This is a genomic window from Ruegeria sp. K7 (assembly GCF_056531785.1).
Window position 1 is genome coordinate 1 of the sequence record NZ_JBQFMJ010000031.1, and the last position, 19285, is coordinate 19285.

Genomic DNA, 19285 nt, shown 5'->3' on the forward strand with positions numbered 1-19285 from the left:
CTTGACGGGTACATTTGGCTGGTTTGGACAAGAAAAAGACCCTTTGTCTGGGGTGTTCCTTTTGCCGTTGGGACTGCCCTGGATACTTGTATCGGACTTGGTCTCAGAGCAAATCAAACCGTGGTTCGCGGCGCTTGCACCAGTACTTAACCTGTTAGCGCTGGTCTTGATTTGCAGATTGGTAGGCAGATTGCGCCAGAAGTGAAGGCGGAGTTCCTTCTCACCCAAAAGGAGGAAAACATGGGAAAAGTGATCTTGGGAATTGTGATCGGGCTCGTCCTTGGCGTGGTTGGGGCGATGACCTTGGGTAGCGGGGCTGCGATGGGCGTCGGAGTTGCGACAGGCTTGTCCGCCGGTGTCTGCACCACATTGAAAGGAGCACAAGCCGAGAACCTTATCACCGCCGAGCAAGCGGATCAGATCCTCAACCGCGTAAATTCCGAAATGGCGTCACTGCAAGGAATTGAAACGACGGACGAGATCGTCGGCAGCGCACAGGCATGCGATGAATTTCTGTCAAAGTTACGAGAAGCAAAGTGAGGTTCCGCTTTGTACGGAGCAAAACTCTAAGGATTAGCCAACAGGGAACCATCTGATGAAACTCGATTTACTCAAACTCCTCACACCCATGTTCGCAATCGCGGGCGCAGCAGCTTTTGCAATGTCAGAAGCCGACGACGCATGTATCGACCATTTGCGGCAGGTTGGTGGACCAGACGGCCAATCCGGTACGATTGAAAGCTCTCAGTTCTCCGAAGCGGGCACGCTCGTCATGCTACGTGACGCAGGCGGAACGCTTTGGCGCTGCATCGCGTACAAGGATGGTAGCATCGGCGAGATGTCGGTTGTCGAAGCGATGGATGATGGCGGTGGAGCCAAGGCAGGCGCAGCCGGGTCTACTGGAAGCCAACGTGTCAAATTTGATTCTGGCTCCACTGGCGCAGAACTAGTCGGTGAACTCGCGCCCGGAGCGTCGCAGCAATACGTTCTGGGTGCCAAAAACGAACAGTTTCTTTACGTCCGCGTTGCTCCGCGAAATGGCTCCTTGGACTACGTTATTCGTAACCCCGATGGTTCTGAACTGTTGGGATTGATGTCGGCGGACAAGGAGTATCGAGGGCAGCTTTGGCAATCCGGTGATCATGTTGCGGAGGTTATCAATCGCGGCAATTCTTCCGTCGATTACAACGTAATTTTCGGAATTGAATAGGTGATCAACCAGAAACCCTGGAACGCTAGTCCAAAAAAGCGAGGGAAAAACAGATGAAATCCAAGGTCCTATTTGTGATCGGCACGGCGTGTATTGCAGCGCTTGCAGCATGCGACGAGAGTGACGGATCGGTGGATGCAAGTGCACCAACTGTGGGTAGTTCTAGCGATCTTACGTCATTTGAAGGGGCAAGGGCGGGCCAAGCTGAAATGGGCATCCAAAGTCTCGGATTTGAACTCATCCGAAGCGAAGGGGTGACCTCGTACTGGTTTAACAAAGATACTGGTGCATGTGCTCAGATCACGACGTCTGAGGGAAGGTACTCAGATGTAGCTATGCTGCCATCAGGTGACTGCTGACACAATTTCATCAATCCCCAATCTGAAACAAGGAGCTCTAACTTGCATTTCGACCTGGCACACGCGGCGGTCATCGTTGTCGCCTTAATCATCACTAACCTGGCATTGAAATCGGCTGGCGTGATCAACGAAGACAACAAGCACCAATGGAACTGGAAAGTTGTTCTAGCCTACTTCGTAGTTGTCGTTATCATCAATCTGGTGTGGCCCATTTAAAGCTTCACAGCGGAAAGCTAACTGCCCACTTGATATGGTTGTCGTGAACTAGCCTTTCCGAGAGATTATCAGGTCGCAAGAGATTGAGCATCAAAGGTTCAAGTATAGAAAGGAGTTCGCATGCGGTATTTGGCGTCCCTCATATTCATTGGTGTTCTCGCAACCGCTGCGAATTCTGACGTGACCAGTCGAAATGGCGGTCCAAGCAACAGTCAAATGCTGTCAAAGGGTGGTGACGGAGGCGTTGATGGTGTCGCTTTCTTTCGTCCAGTCTTAAGCGGAGTGTTGTATCGATCCGGTTTCAAGGGCGGCGACAAGGATCGAACGGGCCTGAGTGAAGAACAACGCGAAACTTTGTGTGATGAAGGGTTTTCAACCGGGTTTTATGCGGACTTCGGCAAAAACACTGAATACGGTCGCACCAGTTGCGGAAACGGATCTTTCGACTATCAAAGCGCCAGATCCTCCCGTCCCAGTGCTGTCATGTCGTCCATACACGAGGTGATTGAAAACCCTGGAAAGGGCCCTGTTCTGGTGCACTGCATGTGGGGCGTTCATTCCTCGGGGGCATTGTCGGCAATGGCGCTCGTTCAGTTTTGCGGTTGGACGGAAGAAAGGGCCAAGGATTATTGGAATGGTGCCCGAAACGGGGCCCCTTGTTCAGGCGGGTGCGACAAGTGGATTGACACAAAGTTCTCCAACTTCAGTGTCGACTCAAAGTTGAAAATCTCCACCGAACAACAGGCAGCGATTTGCCCTAAATGATTCCGGGAGGACTATCTAAATGAAGTTCAATCTTCTTGGGTCACTTGCTCTCATTGCACCCACTGCCTTGTGGGCGAACGACGATGTTCTGGGTGAAGCCACGACATTTGATAGTCCCAACGGCATTACTGAACGCTGTATTCGGATCGAAAAAGTTCCGACTGGCGAGTACAAGGACAGCGATCTTGAGGAAGAAACTGCCTATTGCGAGATCGATTTCTATGCCTCCGAAATTGCTATTTGCCCGAAAACCTGGAGCACCAGCCCAGGAATGGCCGTCTACGATATTTCGGAAGGACCCTACACGGGGAACCGTTCTGAATTCGAGAGAAACGCTTGCAAAGAGGGGAAGGCGGCGAAAGATCTGGCCAAGGACAGGGTGGCTAAATTCAAGTCCACCATGAACCAAAAGGGCACCAGTGGAACCTTTTCCACGTCTTCACTGCTTTACTATCATTTCTCCAGATATTTCGACGCGACTGTCAAAGTTCCAGTCGCCGTTTGGCGTAGCATGGACGCCCAGGCGCATTTCTCCGAGGTTGCAGAGCCTGGCCTTGCGATTTCTGGTGGCTCTCGCGGCGGGCGCATGAACCATGAAGGCTGGCGGGTCTTTGCAGCTGCGGACGCCGACCCGAACTCATACCAACCGACCGATGATCTATTCACCGCAGATCGAACGCAAATATACGGTGTACTGCTTGATAGTCCTGGGCATCGATACGGCTCGGAAATCAACGGCACCCGCAAGTCTGGTTGGGGGAAAGGCCAAAACCGTGATTTCCAGGAAACGCCTGCTTTCTTGGCTTTGCGTTCCTCAAAACCCCTGCCAGAGGCTATTGAAGAGGGCGTTAAAGAAGGCCGAAGAGACCGGATGATCAACAAGGATCTCGGCCCCGATGTCAGTGACCAACAGATGGCATTTTGGATGCAAGAACTTACCGAGATTGTTCTACTCGACTTCATCTTCAGCCAGCAGGACCGTGTAGGAAACATAGACTTCACACCCTATTGGTATTGGGTCGAAGCCGGAAAGCTAAAACATAAGAAAACGAAGCACCATCAGCCGAACGATGGAGATATTCCCGCCGACGCATTATTGATCCGTCGCAGCAATCTAAACGACAACGATGCTGGCGGGCGTGTCGAGTATGCCAACTTCGCGAAATCTACTCAAATGCTGGAGAAAATGCGGCACTTCTCTCCAAGTACGTATCGGCGCTTGGTTGCATTGAATAGTGACCTTCAGTCCCAAGGCCCGGTCTATGACTGGTTGTCGCAAAGCTTTGGATTGTCAGACAGTCAGATTGCACAAGTTGTCAAAAACACTGCGCTGGCAACGTCCATCCTCCAGAGCAATTGTTCTAGTGGTGATTTGATGTTCGACTTGGATCCTGTCGCATTCTTTTTGAGAAACGACACCGAGGTAGAGGTTGTGGATTGTAATGACCCTTAAGCGTTCTGCCCTTGTTGCGGTGATCATTTGGACCAATCTGCTCGCCAGCAAAGGGGCGGCATTGGATGTCATCGTCATATCGGATTTGAACGGAAGCTACGGTTCGGTAAGATACGATACCCGCGTCGACAAGGCGATTGAGCGCATAATCGAGATTGATCCAGATCTGGTTATTTCGACCGGAGATATGGTTGCGGGACAGCGCATTCCCAACTTGTCCGACAAACAGGTCAGGGAGATGTGGAAGGCGTTTCACGAGGCCGTATCAGATCCTTTAGAGGCTGCCGGCATTCCATTTGCAGTCACGCCAGGAAACCATGATGCCTCTGCCTACCGTGGGTTCGAGCGTGAAAGAAAAATATACGCAGAGGAATGGGTTCCGAGAAAACCAGACGTCGATTTCCTGGTTTCAGATGACTACCCGTTCTTCTACGCATTTGAGATGCAGGGCATTACTTTTGCGTCTCTGGATGCAACGACACTAGGACCTCTATCCGGTGACCAGCAGGACCGCCTACAGGAACTGGGTGCAGACGGAGACCCGATTGTCACTTTCAGTCACCTCCCACTTTGGCCGTTCGCGATCCAGCGCGAACGCGAAATCATCGGTGACCCAACACTTGAAAAAATCTATCTGGAAAGCGGTGTTGTTCTGCATCTGTCAGGCCACCATCATGCCTTCTACCCCGGTTGGAAAGACGGTGTGGCTTATGTCTCTCAAGCTTGTTTGGGAGGTGGTCCACGGCGGCTTATTGGCGATAGCACCAGATCACCTCACAGCTTCACTCATGTTACGTTCCAGCCGAACGGAGAGTTTGGGATAGCAGTATATCGAGGGCCTGATTTCGAAAGGTCGGTAAACTTCAAGTCGCTCCCGAAAGAGATCAGATCCCCGAATGCGGTGTTGAAACGTTTAGACCTTGCTAAATGACTAGAGGTTGAGTTTCAGTTCAACTTTTTCAGGAACCAGATCGTTTATCATCTCTTCTATCCGAGCTTCTGAAAGTCCACCCGAGGTGATGAACAGTAATGAAACGCGAGATTTTCCGGGGACGTGGTGTTTTCTGACCAGCTTCCATCCAGCGTCTGCGGCCATAGCTTCAATGGCGCCGCTGACATTCAACGAGTGCTCTTCGTCTGAGGCCTTGAGGGAAATCTCTACACCCTTGTTTCTTCCACCAAGCCAAATGAAACACCAACATACAACCGCCACCAGTGTGGCCATCAGCGGCAAGCCCAGACCGACCGCAAGACCAAGAACGGTCACGATTATCATTTCGACAGTGTCCACCGGATCATCGAGATTGGAGCGGAACCTGAGCAACGCGCCGATGCCAAAGATAACGAAACCGATCATTGAACCGTGCTGAACCACCAGAAAACCAACCGCCATACCGATAAGCGCATACAGGAAGAAAAGCCTTGGCATAACTATGTCGCGGACGCTTCTACGGGCTTTACGTCTCACCGGATGATAGACGATCAAGCCAGCCAGAATGATCGTGACGATCACATCGAGCGTGAAGAAATACAGTTCCTGTTTGCCACGAAACTGCGTCCACCGGCGTTCGATAACGATTTCCGACCCCGAAGCCCCGGCCAGCATCGTCGCAGGGTCGACTTGTGACACCGCAGCACCTGGCAACAGCAGCATCAAAAACACGGTCACAAATGTGAGGGTCGTATTCAACTTGTCTTCCTTCCTGCTCACGCCAAAGGCTTACGCTTAACCAAAGGCACATCATGCCCTATTCAATTCAATCGCAACAGGCGGGATCAGGTAAAGAGATTACAGTGCATTCTTCGGACAACGTATCCGGACTGTGATACGAACGCTGATACAGGGATGTGGTCCAAGCGCGAGAGAATCCAATGACAGAAAACAGAGTGTTTTCGTCAAAAGCTGAAATTTCACGGTGTTTCTGCAAACTTAGACGACTCGCTTTTGCGGCCAGTTTGGTTGCGGCAGCCTTCTTGCCTTGGACCGATTTTGCCTGCGCCGAAAGTGCTGGTTTGGTTCTGGTCGATAAATTCAAGGTGGCAGACAAATCAGAGGGATTTTCAGAGCCTTCCGGCTTGGCAATGTCTAACGCTGAAGGCTTCTTGTGGTCTGTAAGTGATGCCGAACCTAAACTGCACCTACTCGGAGTCGACGGGGTATTGGGAAACTCTTTCAAGTTGCCAGCATTGGCAGGATCAGATTTGGAGGGTGTTGCACCTCGAAAGGATGGGTCTGTTTTGGTGCTTCAAGAAACTGACCGATCAATCCTAGTCGTTCACCCAACCGACCCCATTCAACTGACGACAATACCTCTCGCATCTCTTAAAGGTTACCCGACCGCCGCTGCATTACTCGTCGGCAACCCTTTGAACAAGGGACCCGAAGGCATCGCCGTTGACCCGGAATCTGGGCGGGTGTTCGTTGGCATTGAGGGACAACCAAGGTTGTTAATGGTGTTATCGCCAGAGCTGGACGAAATTATTGAGATCATTCCTTTAGCCCGCGATGCAGGTTTTATCTCCGAGCGTGTAGATGATGATGAACTGGATTTGAGTGGCCTGGCCTGGTCCCGGTCCTCGCGTTCTCTTTGGATTGTGAGTGACAAAAGCCGTCAGATCTTCGTCTACAATCCAAAATCCAAGTCAGTAAAGTCTATCAGTTTGACGTTCACAGAAGATGGCGAACAAAAGGAAGTTAAACATCCCGAAGGAATCGCTCTCGATGAGACCAAAGGGCTTCTCTACATCCTGACAGACGACGCCAAGAAATCACGGCTTTACGTTTTTAATATCCCCAAATTTTGATCGTTAGAGAATGAAGTTCACATCGCCACAATAGCTGACGCAAGTTGTTGCAGCTAGCTTACCATTCCTCGTCGTTGGTCCACCCTAATCAGAACCGAACACTTAAATTCGCACCTAGGCCATGTTCTTGGCCATTGGAGCGAACAGAATAGCCATATCCTGCCGTTAGTCTGGCCAGATCAGAGATCTGATACCCTAGCCCCAGACCAAGTACGAAGCCATTTGCACCTCGGTTTTGTCCGACTTGTGTGAACGTGCCAAATATCGGGCTCGTCACAGTGATTTCGTGCTCACTATCCTTGTTGGCAAAGAAGTCATACTCGTAACGAGCAAAGGCGATTGGGGTTAGCAATCCATTCTCTGTCAAGAAGTCGCGTTGGTAATCAACTCCAATGGAAGCAACCAGAGACTCTGCGTTCGCTTTCTCAATCGAGTAGTTGAAATCACCACCGCCCGTCTCTGTGCCTGAACCTTGTTGAATACGCCCGTAGTTCAATCCAAAAACCGTAGAAACCCTTGCACCGCTGTCCAAGTTAAACAGCTTCAGTGCCTGGATACCGGCATGGATGCCCTCTTGGTCCAAATCAGACTTTGCCTCGCCTCCCGTAAAGCCATCAACAGAAGGGTTATTTCGCTTGGCGTCGGTTTCACCGAACATGTAACCGACCAGCCCGGAGAACTCCCAAGTTCCGGTTGTTGTGCGCCCATAGACGCCCACATGATAGCTGTCGGTCGAAAAGTCCTGATCGACTTGATCGTGTTCATCCATGGAGGATGTCCCAAAACCTGCGTACACGCCGACCACACCTCTATCGGTGCTTGCGACATCCGCTCCGACCAAAATCGTGCCCAGCGAATAGTCGAATGTCCCAAGGCCATTGCTTCCATCAACGTCCCCGCTTACATAGGCCGTGTCGATCCACCAGCGCCGATCAGAGCAGTCTATTGCGCCGCTCGGGCTCTGGGCCGAGTCGATGTCGCCTTCTGCAACGGGTTGATCCGCATTGCTGAAGCCAACCGCTTGATACTTGCGGCAGTCAGCATGGCTCAGCACAGTGTTTGTTATCAGGTCAAGTTGCTCAAGCCCAACGGTCAAATTGGAGGAATAGGGCTCTGCGTGCACACGATTAAATCCAGACAAACCTGAATTGGTAAGCGTGTTAACGGAATTACCCAAGGTTGAGCCATTGGTCAGATTAGTTCCAGGTGACGTGTTTGTGGTGTTAGCCACCGCACCAGCAAGGTTGCTTGCATTGGGAGATCCAACAACTGATGGATGTTGTGGTAAACTCGAGACGGGGAGGGTCGAAAACGCTATGTCGATTCTACCGTCCGCGGTTGGCGTGTTTGAGATACTCAGACTGGATAGGGCGGGCAGAGATCCTCCGGCAACAAGAGTTGGGGAGTTTCCATCGAAACGCGAGGCTTGAAAAACCGTGTAGTCGTTGCCAGCAGCATAGTCCTGCGCAGTCAGGCCGGGACGAGCGGCTTCGACTTGTATAGTGGCGCGGTTAATCCCTGTAACGGGCCCGCTGGATGACACCAAATCGGCTTTCTGACCGGCCGTCGGATCGACTTCACTTAAGATCCTTGACCCAGTTTCAAAGGCGATACCGCCACTATTGTTAAGCGTACCAATTGAAAAGCCCGGCGAAAGCACCCCTCCGTTCTTAACTGTGAAGTTGAATGCGTTCACGGTTCCCGTTCCGGCCAGCGTGCCAAAATTCTCAAAGTTTACGGTGTTCAAACTGCTTGCTGCATCGAGCCGAACGGTCGTGCCTGCCGCTATCGCCATGTCACTGGTTGAAGAAATCGAACTGTTCGTCAGTGTGAAATCAGAAGCCTCAGCAACCCGCGTCTGAATATAGTAGGCCCCAAAAACCACTTCAGTAGCACCCATTACAGTAAGGTTGTCGTACGTTAACGGTCGGTCTGACTGGAAGTAGACTTCAGTGGGGTCGATATTCGCGCCGTTGAAGGGAGCGAACGTCATTGATCTGCCGGAACCAATCGAAGTTCCAATGAGGTTCACTCTGAGCTTCCCGTTGATGTTTGTTGCCAACGCTTCCCGGGATACAAAGTCTCCGTTACCCGCCGCGACATCAACATTCAGAAGAGTTAACACAGAAGCATTGCTTGGGACGGTATTTTGGCCCGGAACATACAACTCAATTTCACCTGAGGACGTAATTGAGGAATTTCCAATTGTAAGTCCTGTAATGGGTCCGTTTGGGATCGGGAGACACGTGCGTTCCGTCGTTGAGATTGTTTGATTAACGCGAGTGCTTTCAGATCCAGAAGCATACTCTATTCGAGGAGACCCCAATTCTACGCAGGCCTGTGAGCTTTGGGCTTGTACTTTGGTTGGCGACATCAAATAAGCCAAAATTACGAATGAGATATTCGCCAGAGTGATGAGCTGAGCAATTCGACTTAGTGGGAACGGCCTATTGTTTGTCACCAACTTTCTCCTCTCGCGGTACAAGCGAAGCTACCTCAACTTAGGACTTGAAAAACAAAGTTTATCTTTTTGGATTTTTTGTTGTGGCATATGAGCAAACTCACAACACGGGAAGGTCTGCCCAATGCAGACCTGCTCGTGCAATTACTGCGAGGCAAGACAAGCCGGGTTTTGCATTCCGACCATACCCACCTTTGCGTAGAAGCAGTCGCAAAAGGTCAAGCCTTGAAACGATTTTCCCGAGCTTGACGGGCGCTGAACAGCGCCATTGAGTATAGGCATGGATCATTGGATTTCGGAGTCGATAGCTAAGATCAATGCAGATGCTCACCGCTCTGCCGATACGCACCTTTTCAAGCTAGTAGGCCAAAACTTCTGGACCGAGATTGATCTGATCGAGGGCGCGTTCCTTATTCAGAAACTCGACGAAACCAATTTGAAGTTTGAGATTTAGAGTTTGCCAATTTTCGACAATATCTGAAAGCTGGTTGACTGACACCAAGAGAATGAAACAATAAACTGAGCAATGACACGGAGTACGAAGATACTGTTGGCGCTCACCGTATTGACGGTGGGGTTATGCATGTTCCTAGCGGGACGTGCGGTCGAACGTTACCAATATTAGGAGGCCTGCCTAGACTTGGGCGGAGGTCGCCATCCTGGAGATTACCCGATTTGCGTTTTGGAACAGCGTTCTAACTGACGGACGCGTCTCAGTCACGCCGCGATTGGAACAAAGAAGCTACGAGCACAACGATGCCAATTGCTGCGAGAATGAAAGTCAGCGGCAAAAAGAAGCTTTCTTGCAGAACGCCGTTTGGGTCGACACCGCCATAAAACAGATGCTCTGAAAGCCCACTTAGTGCTGCAAGGAAAAGGATGACGATACCAAAAAGGCGAAGTTTGGTCATGTCAGGTCTCCTAGGGAATGGACCAATAGTTAGCATCGTATTTCATACCTGTGCATTGAGGAACCTAATTCTTCAATACCTTGATTGCATCGCAATCCAGCCGTCGGCGCGTATAATGCGAATATGACAAGAGATATTGAAGCTAACGCTAAAACAATCGCTGATGCCCTGACCTCTGCTCAGCAGATAACTAAACTGTCTTCAGATGCAGTACCGCTGACTCTGGATGACGCTTATTCGATTGCAAGTCGCGTCCGAGAGCTACAGGGCAAAAAGAGAGTTGGCCGGAAGGTCGGCTTCACGAACCGCGCGATTTGGCCTGTTTACGATGTAGATCAACCCATTTGGGGAGAGGTCCACGCAGATGGGCTGTTTTCGACTGATCAGCCGGTAAACTTGGCAAGGTATTCAGAACCGAGAATCGAGCCAGAAATCGTACTAGGTCTTGGCTATACGCCGACGGCTGAAATGAACAATGAGCAATTGGCAGGTTGCGTAGAGTGGGTTGCTCCAGGATTTGAAATTGTTCAATCGATTTATCCCAACTGGAAATTCTCGGTCGAAGACTCAATCGCAGCACAAGGATTGCACGGCTGCCTTGTTCTTGGCGACAAAATCGCGGCGACGCATGATGTCTTGACCGGCTTGGCCGAAGTGCCTCTAGCATTGTTCAAGGGCACCGAGGCTATCGAGTCCGGCAAGGGTGAAAACGCGCTCGGTGGCCCAATTGAAGTCCTGGCTCATCTTGTTTCTCTGCTCTCAGACGCCGACCGGCTTCAAGGAGGCGAGCTAGTCACAACTGGTACTTTGACAGACGCATGGCCAGTGTTTCCGGGCGAACAATGGTCAGCGGGCTTTGGTGGTGTCATGGACACCGAGCTGTCGGTGCGATTTACATGAGGCTGTAATAGAGTTGTGACGCCTACTTCACCAAAGAAAAGTTACCCTCAATAGCTGGGCGCGATAGTCTTCCACTGATTTCATCAATTCTGGAATGCAAATTATACGATGCTATCCAAATCAGATTACATGATGTTTCTCAGGCACCCCGCCTGGCTATGGATCAAGAAACACGCCAGGCATCTGCTGCCGCCGATTGACCCTTCATTGCAAGCACGTTTTGACGAGGGGCACGCGTTTGAGCCATATGCTGAGGAGCTATTTGGTGATCTCGTTCGCCTCGGTTTTTCAGATTTTTCAGAATACCAGGCTCTGCCCGCGCGTACTTTGGAGGCTTGGAGAGATGGTGCAAACGCAGTGGCGCAGGGACGCTATGAAGATGGAACCATAACTTGCATCTCCGACATCGTGAGCCGCAGTGACGATGGGTACGTTCTGACAGAGATCAAGAGCGGGACATCTGCAAAGCCCGAACACACTTTTGATCTCGCATTCCAGCGTGTCGTACTTGAGGCAGCGGGGTTCCCCATTGCGCGCTGCGAAGTGGCACATGTGAACCGTGATTACGTCAGAAACGGCGAAATCAATCCGCAAGAGCTTGTCAGCATCACTGACATCACGGATGCGGTGACTGAGCAGCTCGAAAAAACACGCACGCGTATCGATCAGGCATTGAGCGTCGTTGCCAGCGGTACGATGCCTGATCCGTCCCCCGAACGTGCGCGCCTTAAATCCTATGGTGAATGGCTGGAGATCCGCGAAAAACTCGACCCACCTCTCGCGCATGACAGTATCCACCGCCTTCCGTTCATGAATGCGGAAAAAGCCTCGGAACTCATCGCAAATGGGATCACAAAGATTGACGAGATCAGTGATCCATCTGTGTTAGGCAAGTCGACACAGCGCTACTTGAGAGCTCTGGCGAACGGTGAACGCACAATCGATCATCAGGAGTTAAGCAGGTTTCTGAGCGAGATTGTCTATCCGGTTCACTACTTTGACTACGAGACATCTCAGAGTTTGCTGCCACCCTGGGACGGAACGCGTCCCTATCAGCAAGTGGCTTTCCAGTATTCCTTGCATATCCAGCATGAGCCTGGCGGAGAAATTGAGCACAGGGAGTATCTCCACCGAGACGCCAGTAACCCAATGCCAGCCTTGCTGAAAAGGCTTCGTGAGGACATAGGAAACGTTGGCTCTGTAGTGGTTTGGTATGCTCCGTTCGAGAAATCGCGCAATACGGAAATGGCGGAAACTTATCCAGAGCATGCAGAGTTCCTGGAAGGCCTAAACGCCCGCGTTGTAGATCTTATGAAGCCGTTTGCAGATGAAGTGATCAACGATCCCGCGTTCAAGGGAAGCGCCTCTATCAAGGCCGTTCTTCCAGCGTTTTTGCCAGAACTTTCATACGATGATCTGGACATCAAAGAGGGGGCGAGCGCGTCTCGCCTTTGGAAGGACGTAACACTGACCGAACCGGATGATCCAGCGCGCGAGAAGGTCTATTCTGATCTTGTGGCGTATTGCACGCGCGACACTTGGGCAATGGTCGCAATTCATCAGGAATTGCTGGCGATGTGAGCTGTGCTGCGAACCTCAAAACAACTGGCGGTGCTGCTCCCCTAGGAGACTAGGCGATTTGCCGGAGTTACGGCGCCCCCAACACTTAATCTTGCCAATCCAACCGATACAAGACGTGGTGACCGCGTAGACCTTTCAGGAGTCTGGGTTCTATTTCAGAAAACGAGAAATCAGTTCGTCCTCCGACCATGGCGCGAGTCGCATCTGAAACGAGTACACAACTACAATTGCTTAACACAAACTTTGCGCCAAAGACTGTTGCCAAGCTCTGTTTCAGTTCATTTTGCCGGACAACGTTTGTGTCGGCAGTTGTCCAAAGAGTGTTCTGTAGTCTCGCGCGAACTGACCCATGTGCCAAAATCCGTAAGCGTTTGCGATGTCCGATATACTCTCCTCTGGCGAGCAGGATACCAGTTCATGGCGCACAGCACCGAGACGGGCTCTTAGATAAAACTGCTTGGGGCTCACCCCATATGTTTCCTGAAACGCGCGACGAAGAGTGCATGCGGATACCTGAATATCTGCACATACTTCACCGATTGACACGTTATCCATCAAATGGGCCCGCATGAACTCAACGGCTTGTTGTGCTAAACGGGTTCTATTTTTACTGTTTCGCCGATCACTCCATTTTTCGCCTACCACCAGCATTTCCAGAAGCTCTAAGATCATATCACTCTCTTCACTATCAGAGCTTGGTCCGGCCGCTGATCCAATTAGAAAGCGCGCTTTGTTTTTGACTAAGGAATGAAGCTTGCCAGCGTCGCTAACGAAAGATCTTAAAGCGTCATTTCGCGCGGTGCTGATATCAAGACCGCAATCGTCGGCGATCCGTTGAGCCCTTCGGATGTCGATGGCAAAGGTCAGGCCTGTGAGCGTTGAATTGCTCACGCCTTCAAAAGGGTCTCCGCTACCAAAATTCATCAGAGCGGTGTCTGAGGGTGAGCCGTTAAGCCAAGTCCGTACACTCCCTTTGTCTGGTAAGCCAAACGCTAGAATGTCAGAGCGAGAAACACCGGTTTGGTACACAGCCTTATCAAACGACAAATCGATCATTTGAAGGTCAAGACCTGCCCAAACGGATACCGAAGAGTTCATAGTTCCCTCTTCAATTTGGCGTAGCTCGACATCCCATTGGGACAGCTCGCGGAATTGCGAAGGGTCCTGCAAAAAAAGTGTGTTTGGGGCGCAGGTTTTTTTGGGGGCTGATCGTTTTTTGATGTCGTCCATTCCGCCCCGCAGGTAGTTTTCATGAAATGTTATTCGAATATGTAGGCTTGGAAAATTGCAAGACAAAGCAGACAAATCGAGAGGGAAGAGGTTCGGACGCCCATCGTTGCCTGACGATACTGCGCGCACCGAACGCGTCGTAACGCTGCTAACCAAAAGCGAAAAAGAGTTGTTGCGCTCACAGGCTGAAGACAGCGAACTCTCCCTTTCAACCTTTTGCCATCACCTGATCCTTGAAGGTCTGAAAACAAGTAAATCATGAAACAGGGGTATCTCATGAAATCAAAACTGTTCCTCTCCGCGCTGGTCTTTGCCGGCTCCGCTATCACGGCGGCAGCTCAGGACAGCAATATCGTGCATGATGCGGAATACTATGTGCTGAAGCAGCAAAACGAAGCCGTTTGGGTCGAGAACGACGCACAGGTTGACCAACTGCTGGCCGATTTTCGTGAGAAAAACGGAGGGAACCCTCCAAACATCTTCTACATCCTTATTGACGATATGGGTTTTGGCGACATGGGTATGCCCGAGATGAACGCGATACGCGGGTATTCGACGCCCAATATCAACGCGCTCGCAGAGGAAAGCATGCGGTTTGCGCGCATGTATACCGAGCCGTCCTGCACACCGTCGCGGGTCGCCTTCATGACGGGTCGCCAGCCGTATCGCAATGGGATGGGCGATACCGCCGTCGATATTTCAGGTTTTGGCCTTGCCGATGAAGAAGTCACAATTGCCGAAGTTCTGAAATCCGTAGGCTACAACACCTCGCATGTTGGCAAATGGCACATGGGCGACATTCAGGAATCCTGGCCTACTTATCAGGGCTTTGACTACGCCGCGTTCCCCATCCATCAGCAGGGCCAGTTGGCCATCTTCAACGAAGATGCAGCCAAGGAAGAAATCACCATGGCCATAGGGGAAGACAACTACAACTCCAAATACACGCTGGATGATTGGTTTCGCCCTGATCCGGGACACATGATTACCGGCCTTGAAGCTGTTATTGGCGGGGAGGTCCGCGAAGTCCATATGGAACCGGGTGAGAAATGGACCCAGGACAAATATAATGAAATGAACATCCGCTATCAGGCACAGGCGATGGAACAGTTGCGCCTGCTAGCAGAACGGGATGAACCGTTCTTCCTGCAATACTGGCCGCTTGTCCCTCTGTCGACAACGCGCACGACGAGAGAGGCGTTCACGACACCCAACGGCGGTACATTCGTTGAAAGCATGGAAGAGCTGGATGAATGGATAGGGGTCATTCTGAACGAAGTCGATGCGCTGGGGCTCAGGGACAATACCCTAATCGTTTTGATGGGCGACAACGGTCACTTCACCAAATATGCCCCCGGCAGTGGGTTTTCGCCGCTGGTCTTCCGCGGCGGCAAGGCCGATACGTCTGAAGGAGGCGTTCGGGTGGACGCGTTTGCCCGCCTGCCCGGCTTGATCGAGGGAGACTCGATTGTATCTGACATTATTCATATTTCTGATTTGTTCACGTCAATTGCGCGTATCGGTGGAGCGATGGATGCCATCCCCCGCGACCGGATCATTGACGGTGTCGATCAGACGTCCCTGATGTTTATTGGCGATACGCATGGGCGCAGGGATCATGTACTGATCTACTCGATCAATTCGCTGAAAGAGGTGGTAAAGGAACACATCAAACTCAAAGTTCCGGCCAAAGGTGAAAATGCTATCGTGGCCAAGTTCTACAACCTGTTCCGCGACCCCCGCGAAGAACAGAGCGTATCGACCGAGATCGGAGCATGGGCTGGACATGAGTTTAACCGCATTATTGCCCGCCACCTGAAATTCAAGGAAATGTACCCCGATCAACCGGCCGCGACTGGACGTCCCTATGAAGGTATCGTGAACCTTCGCCCTGAAACCGTCGCAGCGGTGGATGCCTTTGTCGCCAAGCGGGACATTCAGCCCGACTAAAAGGTGAAGCTGATAAGAGTAATGCAAGCCCCGCATCAGATAATGATATGCTTGATGTGGGGCTTGGCATCCACAACAAAAATTCTGGAAGCAATATGAAAATCCAAGCGCTTGTCCTTGCATTGGCGACTGGCATTGTTGCGGCCCCAGCAATCGCCGATGAAAACGCTTCAAACCCTTTGGCCGCAGTCAATAACACGGACATCCGGTATCAGTATTTTGATTTGGGCAACGGTGCTGACAAGCAGGACGCCTTTATAGATGGCGCATACATGCTGCGGCCTGATCTGAAACTGAAATATGAGTTGCACTACAACTCAACGGATGTGACTGGAACTCGGTTCACTGACTTTGAGAAATTGAGCCTCAAAGCGATCTATTTCCCTTCTCAGAGACCGCTCAACGAAACGTGGGCCATCAAGTCGGCCATTGGCCTGGAGTGGATACTGGACTTTGGCGACCCGGAAAAAGGGATCGGAACCGGGTCCGATCAAATTGCGCCTTTTGGCGGGTTCGCCTTTGCAAACACAAAATCAGGGCTGACGCTGATCCCACTGCTCCAGCATTTTGCTTCATACAATGGCCCGACGGACATAAACCAAACCGCGATGCGGTTGATTGCGCTACAACCGTTTGGCGATGGGTACTGGGCCAAGGCTGATATCAAAGCACCATATGACTGGGAGAACGATGCTTGGCCAGCGACCGCTGAGTTCCAGATTGGCAAGAACCTCAGTCCTGGCATCGCAATTTATGCTGATTTCCTCATCGGTATAGGTTCCGACCGCCCCTACGATAAAGGTGCCGGCTTAGGTTTGCGTTTCAACTACTAGTTCACCCACACCCAACCTCGGCGAAGATCATCTATGTCACAGGCCAGAACTCTGTTCAGCCAATTGTTTTCTGCGTCTATCTTGACCCTTCCTGGAACTGCCTTGAGCCAATCCCTGCCCGCACCGGGTCGGTAGGAAATAAATTGGCGTCACGCCGCATCATTCTATCTGTTCACTCCGCTCTGAACTCGGGGAAGATCAACAGTCTCTGGGCGATCCGCTGAGATGGATTTGAACCTTGAAACTGAATCCGTCGTTCGCGCTTCTAATCCCCAGCCAGCGATGCTTAGGCCCAGAGTTCTGAGAAAATAGACTTCTATTACGATCTGTACCCAAGACTTTGCAAAGTTCGCTTTCTGCGCATAGCTGACCTTAGTATCCGCTGAAACATTTTGTACCTTGGGCTCAAGGTAACCACTGAAAGTGTACTCACGACTGGCCGTTTTTCTCGTGCGGCGGTGGTTGGCCGACGAGAGCCCAAACGCTCCATAATTGCGACTTATGTTAAATCTCGAAATCCCGGCGTTCTGCCACAAAACCGGTGCGAATTTTCGACAGTTTCAGGAAAACGAATGTTTCTTCCGGTGATGTCTTGAAGGACGATGCCCGCAGTATCAATATTAGACTAAGCGTCCTAAATCCAAGTCTTGTTCATTGTTTTCACTCCCTGATTGGCTGCGCTCCAAGCCACAGCAGCTCACTGAAGCAAATCAAAAGCCCGAAGACGAGCTTGGTGCCGAACCGGTTGCGAAGGTCGGCACCAATATCGACCGGCCGGTCATCAATCTTTATCGGCCCCATATCACCTCTGGAGATTGTCTGATTGTAACCGGGTATCAGGACTTCTTGTCTTCACTATCGATTTTGATGAAGGAGTTGCCTGAACTGAGGGATCTGGAAAACGACAGCGATATCCGGATCCGGATATCGTTCGGGATCGACACGGCTAATACCAAAAGGCTGACCAACCCCAAACCAGTCACCGAAGAAATGAAACTCTACTGGCTGGAGCGCTCCGGGCTTCAAGTGGAAGAGGATCACGATCTTATCGCGGTGCTGGCAAAACACGCCATCAAAACCGGCAAAATTGACTTGCGTGTCTTCGATCCGGAGCTTGCCAAACGCAAGTTAGGGATAACCGGGGATCCGAGCAGGCCCAGCTTGCACCAATGTGTCACCGCCTGAGCCTTCCAACCCGTTAACTTCGCGACATCATTTGCAGTCCAGTCCAACGAGTGCCGCTCAGATCGCAGAACCTTTTCGACGTCCGATTTCTGGAACCTGAAATCACCGAGTAGGACATCCTGATCTTCCAATTCAGCAGCGATAGAACCTTCACAAATGAGACGAATGAGCTTCTTCAGCGCCGTCTTGTCAGTTGTTCGATTAAGCGTAAGCTCTTTGAACAAAACTGCCTCTCCCGTCAATTCAGTGGCCGATGCTCTAATCTTAAAGACAAGTTCCTCTACCGAATTCGAGTGGAACCGGCCATCCACGAGCGGTGGCCGATCTGAAACTGGGACTTCGCCGACCACACCAAGTTCTTTGAGAATTTGGAATTGTGTACGTCCAACTCCCAGATAGTCACATGTTTCTGCCGCGCTCCAGAAGCGCCGACGATCTGCTGCAATGTTGAGAACTTCGAATTTGGGAACGACTGTTTGATTATGTCCAAATCCGCGTTGACTGATCTTGCCAGCGATCTCTTTTTTCTGGACTGCCGCAACGAGACGCTGTGCAGAAATTCCGAGTTGTCGTGCCGCTTCCGTTGCGGGCAACCACTCTCTCGATGAAGTAGACGCCAAACGACCCGGATGGAAGCCACTGAATTCTCTCTCGATCACACGTGCCACTGCGTCCTTAAACACATCGTATTCCGGTTCTCGAAACCGCATTAGGCGCTGATACCAGTTGCCAAGCCGCTCAGGAGCAGAAGTTGCATCGGGATCACCTTCATGCAGCAGCTTTTTCACATAATTTTCGAAACCATGCGGCCAGTTTGCCAAAAGGGATTCGACCGGCGCCATTAGTCGAACCGCGTCTTCAACGGTCTTCGGAATTTTCGTTTTTCCGAACTTACCCGTACGGCTAGCTTGAAACCCAGAGGCTAGGAAATGAACGAATTTACCGATGTTGCTCGGGGGTCTGGTTCTGGTTTCGGCATGTGGGATCAATGGACCGGTGCCTGAGATTGCGGATGCTACATCGCACTCGTGCTCTGAAGCTTGATAGCGTGGCAGGTTATCAAGAGGAAATACGATTGAACTTAGTACATCGATCTGGCTACAACCCAGTTCTTGCAGGAGAAATTCCAACCGGAACGTTTGTGCTTCAATTGAAGACAGTTTGAGAAGGAACTCGTCAGTCGGAGACCTCTGAATGTAGGGATGCAGAGATCGGATATTGTGCACCAAATCTCTGGCAAGAAATTGATCGGTGAGGATCAGAAGCTCTAAACCGAGGCTTCTAAAGATGTTTGGCAGTAGCAACGTGCTCTCATTGTGCTTCAACAATCTAGAGTTGTCTTAGCCCCGTAAAACTGTGCCACTATTTTGGTGTCACGGAAGGGATGATGGATGGCTCGGAAGCGGTATTCGGATGAAGATGCGTT

At 51.1% G+C, this 19285-nt stretch carries 16 protein-coding genes; 11 read left to right on the forward strand and 5 right to left on the reverse strand.

Annotated elements, in window-relative coordinates:
- The 6 genes from ACR0FE_RS23205 to ACR0FE_RS23230 form a co-directional block, all read left to right on the forward strand.
- The coding region (locus tag ACR0FE_RS23205; RefSeq protein ID WP_480915507.1) for a hypothetical protein at positions 1–205 on the forward strand (205 nt) is incomplete at its 5' end.
- 35 nt (positions 206–240) lie between these two features.
- Positions 241–540 carry a hypothetical protein gene (locus tag ACR0FE_RS23210; protein WP_480915508.1) on the forward strand — a complete coding sequence of 100 codons (300 nt, stop codon included), beginning with the start codon at positions 241–243 and terminating at the stop codon, positions 538–540.
- 55 nt (positions 541–595) lie between these two features.
- Entirely contained in the window at positions 596–1210 is a 615-nt protein-coding gene (locus tag ACR0FE_RS23215; protein WP_480915509.1) for a hypothetical protein, read from the forward strand.
- A gap of 401 nt (positions 1211–1611) precedes the next feature.
- A complete protein-coding gene (locus ACR0FE_RS23220; RefSeq protein ID WP_480915510.1) occupies positions 1612–1785 on the forward strand; it encodes a hypothetical protein in 174 nt (57 codons plus the stop codon).
- Between the two features lie 784 nt (positions 1786–2569).
- On the forward strand, positions 2570–4003 hold the full coding sequence (locus tag ACR0FE_RS23225; protein WP_480915512.1) for a hypothetical protein: 1434 nt from the start codon (positions 2570–2572) through the stop codon (positions 4001–4003).
- Entirely contained in the window at positions 3993–4934 is a 942-nt protein-coding gene (locus ACR0FE_RS23230) for a metallophosphoesterase family protein (protein WP_480915514.1), read from the forward strand. The genes ACR0FE_RS23225 and ACR0FE_RS23230 overlap by 11 nt, the downstream gene beginning before the upstream one ends.
- On the opposite strand, the gene ACR0FE_RS23235 is transcribed toward ACR0FE_RS23230, so the two are convergent.
- Complete coding sequence (locus ACR0FE_RS23235; protein ID WP_480915515.1) at positions 4935–5657, reverse strand: DUF4956 domain-containing protein; 723 nt, start codon at positions 5655–5657, stop codon at positions 4935–4937.
- A gap of 218 nt (positions 5658–5875) precedes the next feature.
- Between ACR0FE_RS23235 and ACR0FE_RS23240 the strand changes: the two genes are divergently transcribed.
- Positions 5876–6808, forward strand: coding sequence for an SdiA-regulated domain-containing protein (locus ACR0FE_RS23240; RefSeq protein WP_480915517.1), 933 nt, complete (start codon positions 5876–5878; stop codon positions 6806–6808).
- An 88-nt stretch (positions 6809–6896) separates the two neighbouring features.
- Here ACR0FE_RS23240 and ACR0FE_RS23245 read toward each other — a convergent pair whose 3' ends face one another.
- Both ACR0FE_RS23245 and ACR0FE_RS23250 read right to left on the reverse strand, forming a co-directional pair.
- Positions 6897–8933, reverse strand: a complete 2037-nt coding sequence (locus ACR0FE_RS23245) for an autotransporter family protein (protein ID WP_480915518.1) — start codon at positions 8931–8933, stop codon at positions 6897–6899.
- A 1049-nt stretch (positions 8934–9982) separates the two neighbouring features.
- Complete coding sequence (locus tag ACR0FE_RS23250) at positions 9983–10180, reverse strand: DUF3955 domain-containing protein (protein WP_170657922.1); 198 nt, start codon at positions 10178–10180, stop codon at positions 9983–9985.
- 123 nt (positions 10181–10303) lie between these two features.
- On the opposite strand from ACR0FE_RS23250, the gene ACR0FE_RS23255 reads away from it, so the two are divergent.
- Both ACR0FE_RS23255 and ACR0FE_RS23260 read left to right on the forward strand, forming a co-directional pair.
- Positions 10304–11080: a 2-keto-4-pentenoate hydratase gene (locus ACR0FE_RS23255; RefSeq protein ID WP_480490771.1), complete on the forward strand. Its 777-nt coding sequence runs from the start codon at positions 10304–10306 to the stop codon at positions 11078–11080.
- Positions 11081–11209: 129 nt separating this feature from the next.
- Positions 11210–12661: a DUF2779 domain-containing protein gene (locus ACR0FE_RS23260; protein WP_480915519.1), complete on the forward strand. Its 1452-nt coding sequence runs from the start codon at positions 11210–11212 to the stop codon at positions 12659–12661.
- A gap of 273 nt (positions 12662–12934) precedes the next feature.
- Here the strand turns inward: ACR0FE_RS23260 and ACR0FE_RS23265 are convergent, their stop codons facing one another.
- Positions 12935–13891 carry a helix-turn-helix domain-containing protein gene (locus ACR0FE_RS23265; protein WP_480915521.1) on the reverse strand — a complete coding sequence of 319 codons (957 nt, stop codon included), beginning with the start codon at positions 13889–13891 and terminating at the stop codon, positions 12935–12937.
- 276 nt (positions 13892–14167) lie between these two features.
- On the opposite strand from ACR0FE_RS23265, the gene ACR0FE_RS23270 reads away from it, so the two are divergent.
- Positions 14168–15841 carry a sulfatase-like hydrolase/transferase gene (locus ACR0FE_RS23270; RefSeq protein ID WP_170386664.1) on the forward strand — a complete coding sequence of 558 codons (1674 nt, stop codon included), beginning with the start codon at positions 14168–14170 and terminating at the stop codon, positions 15839–15841.
- A 47-nt stretch (positions 15842–15888) separates the two neighbouring features.
- Positions 15889–16674 carry a hypothetical protein gene (locus ACR0FE_RS23275; protein WP_480915523.1) on the forward strand — a complete coding sequence of 262 codons (786 nt, stop codon included), beginning with the start codon at positions 15889–15891 and terminating at the stop codon, positions 16672–16674.
- Between the two features lie 1037 nt (positions 16675–17711).
- On the opposite strand, the gene ACR0FE_RS23280 is transcribed toward ACR0FE_RS23275, so the two are convergent.
- Positions 17712–19184, reverse strand: a complete 1473-nt coding sequence (locus tag ACR0FE_RS23280) for a hypothetical protein (RefSeq protein ID WP_480915525.1) — start codon at positions 19182–19184, stop codon at positions 17712–17714.
- Positions 19185–19285: the final 101 nt, after the last annotated feature.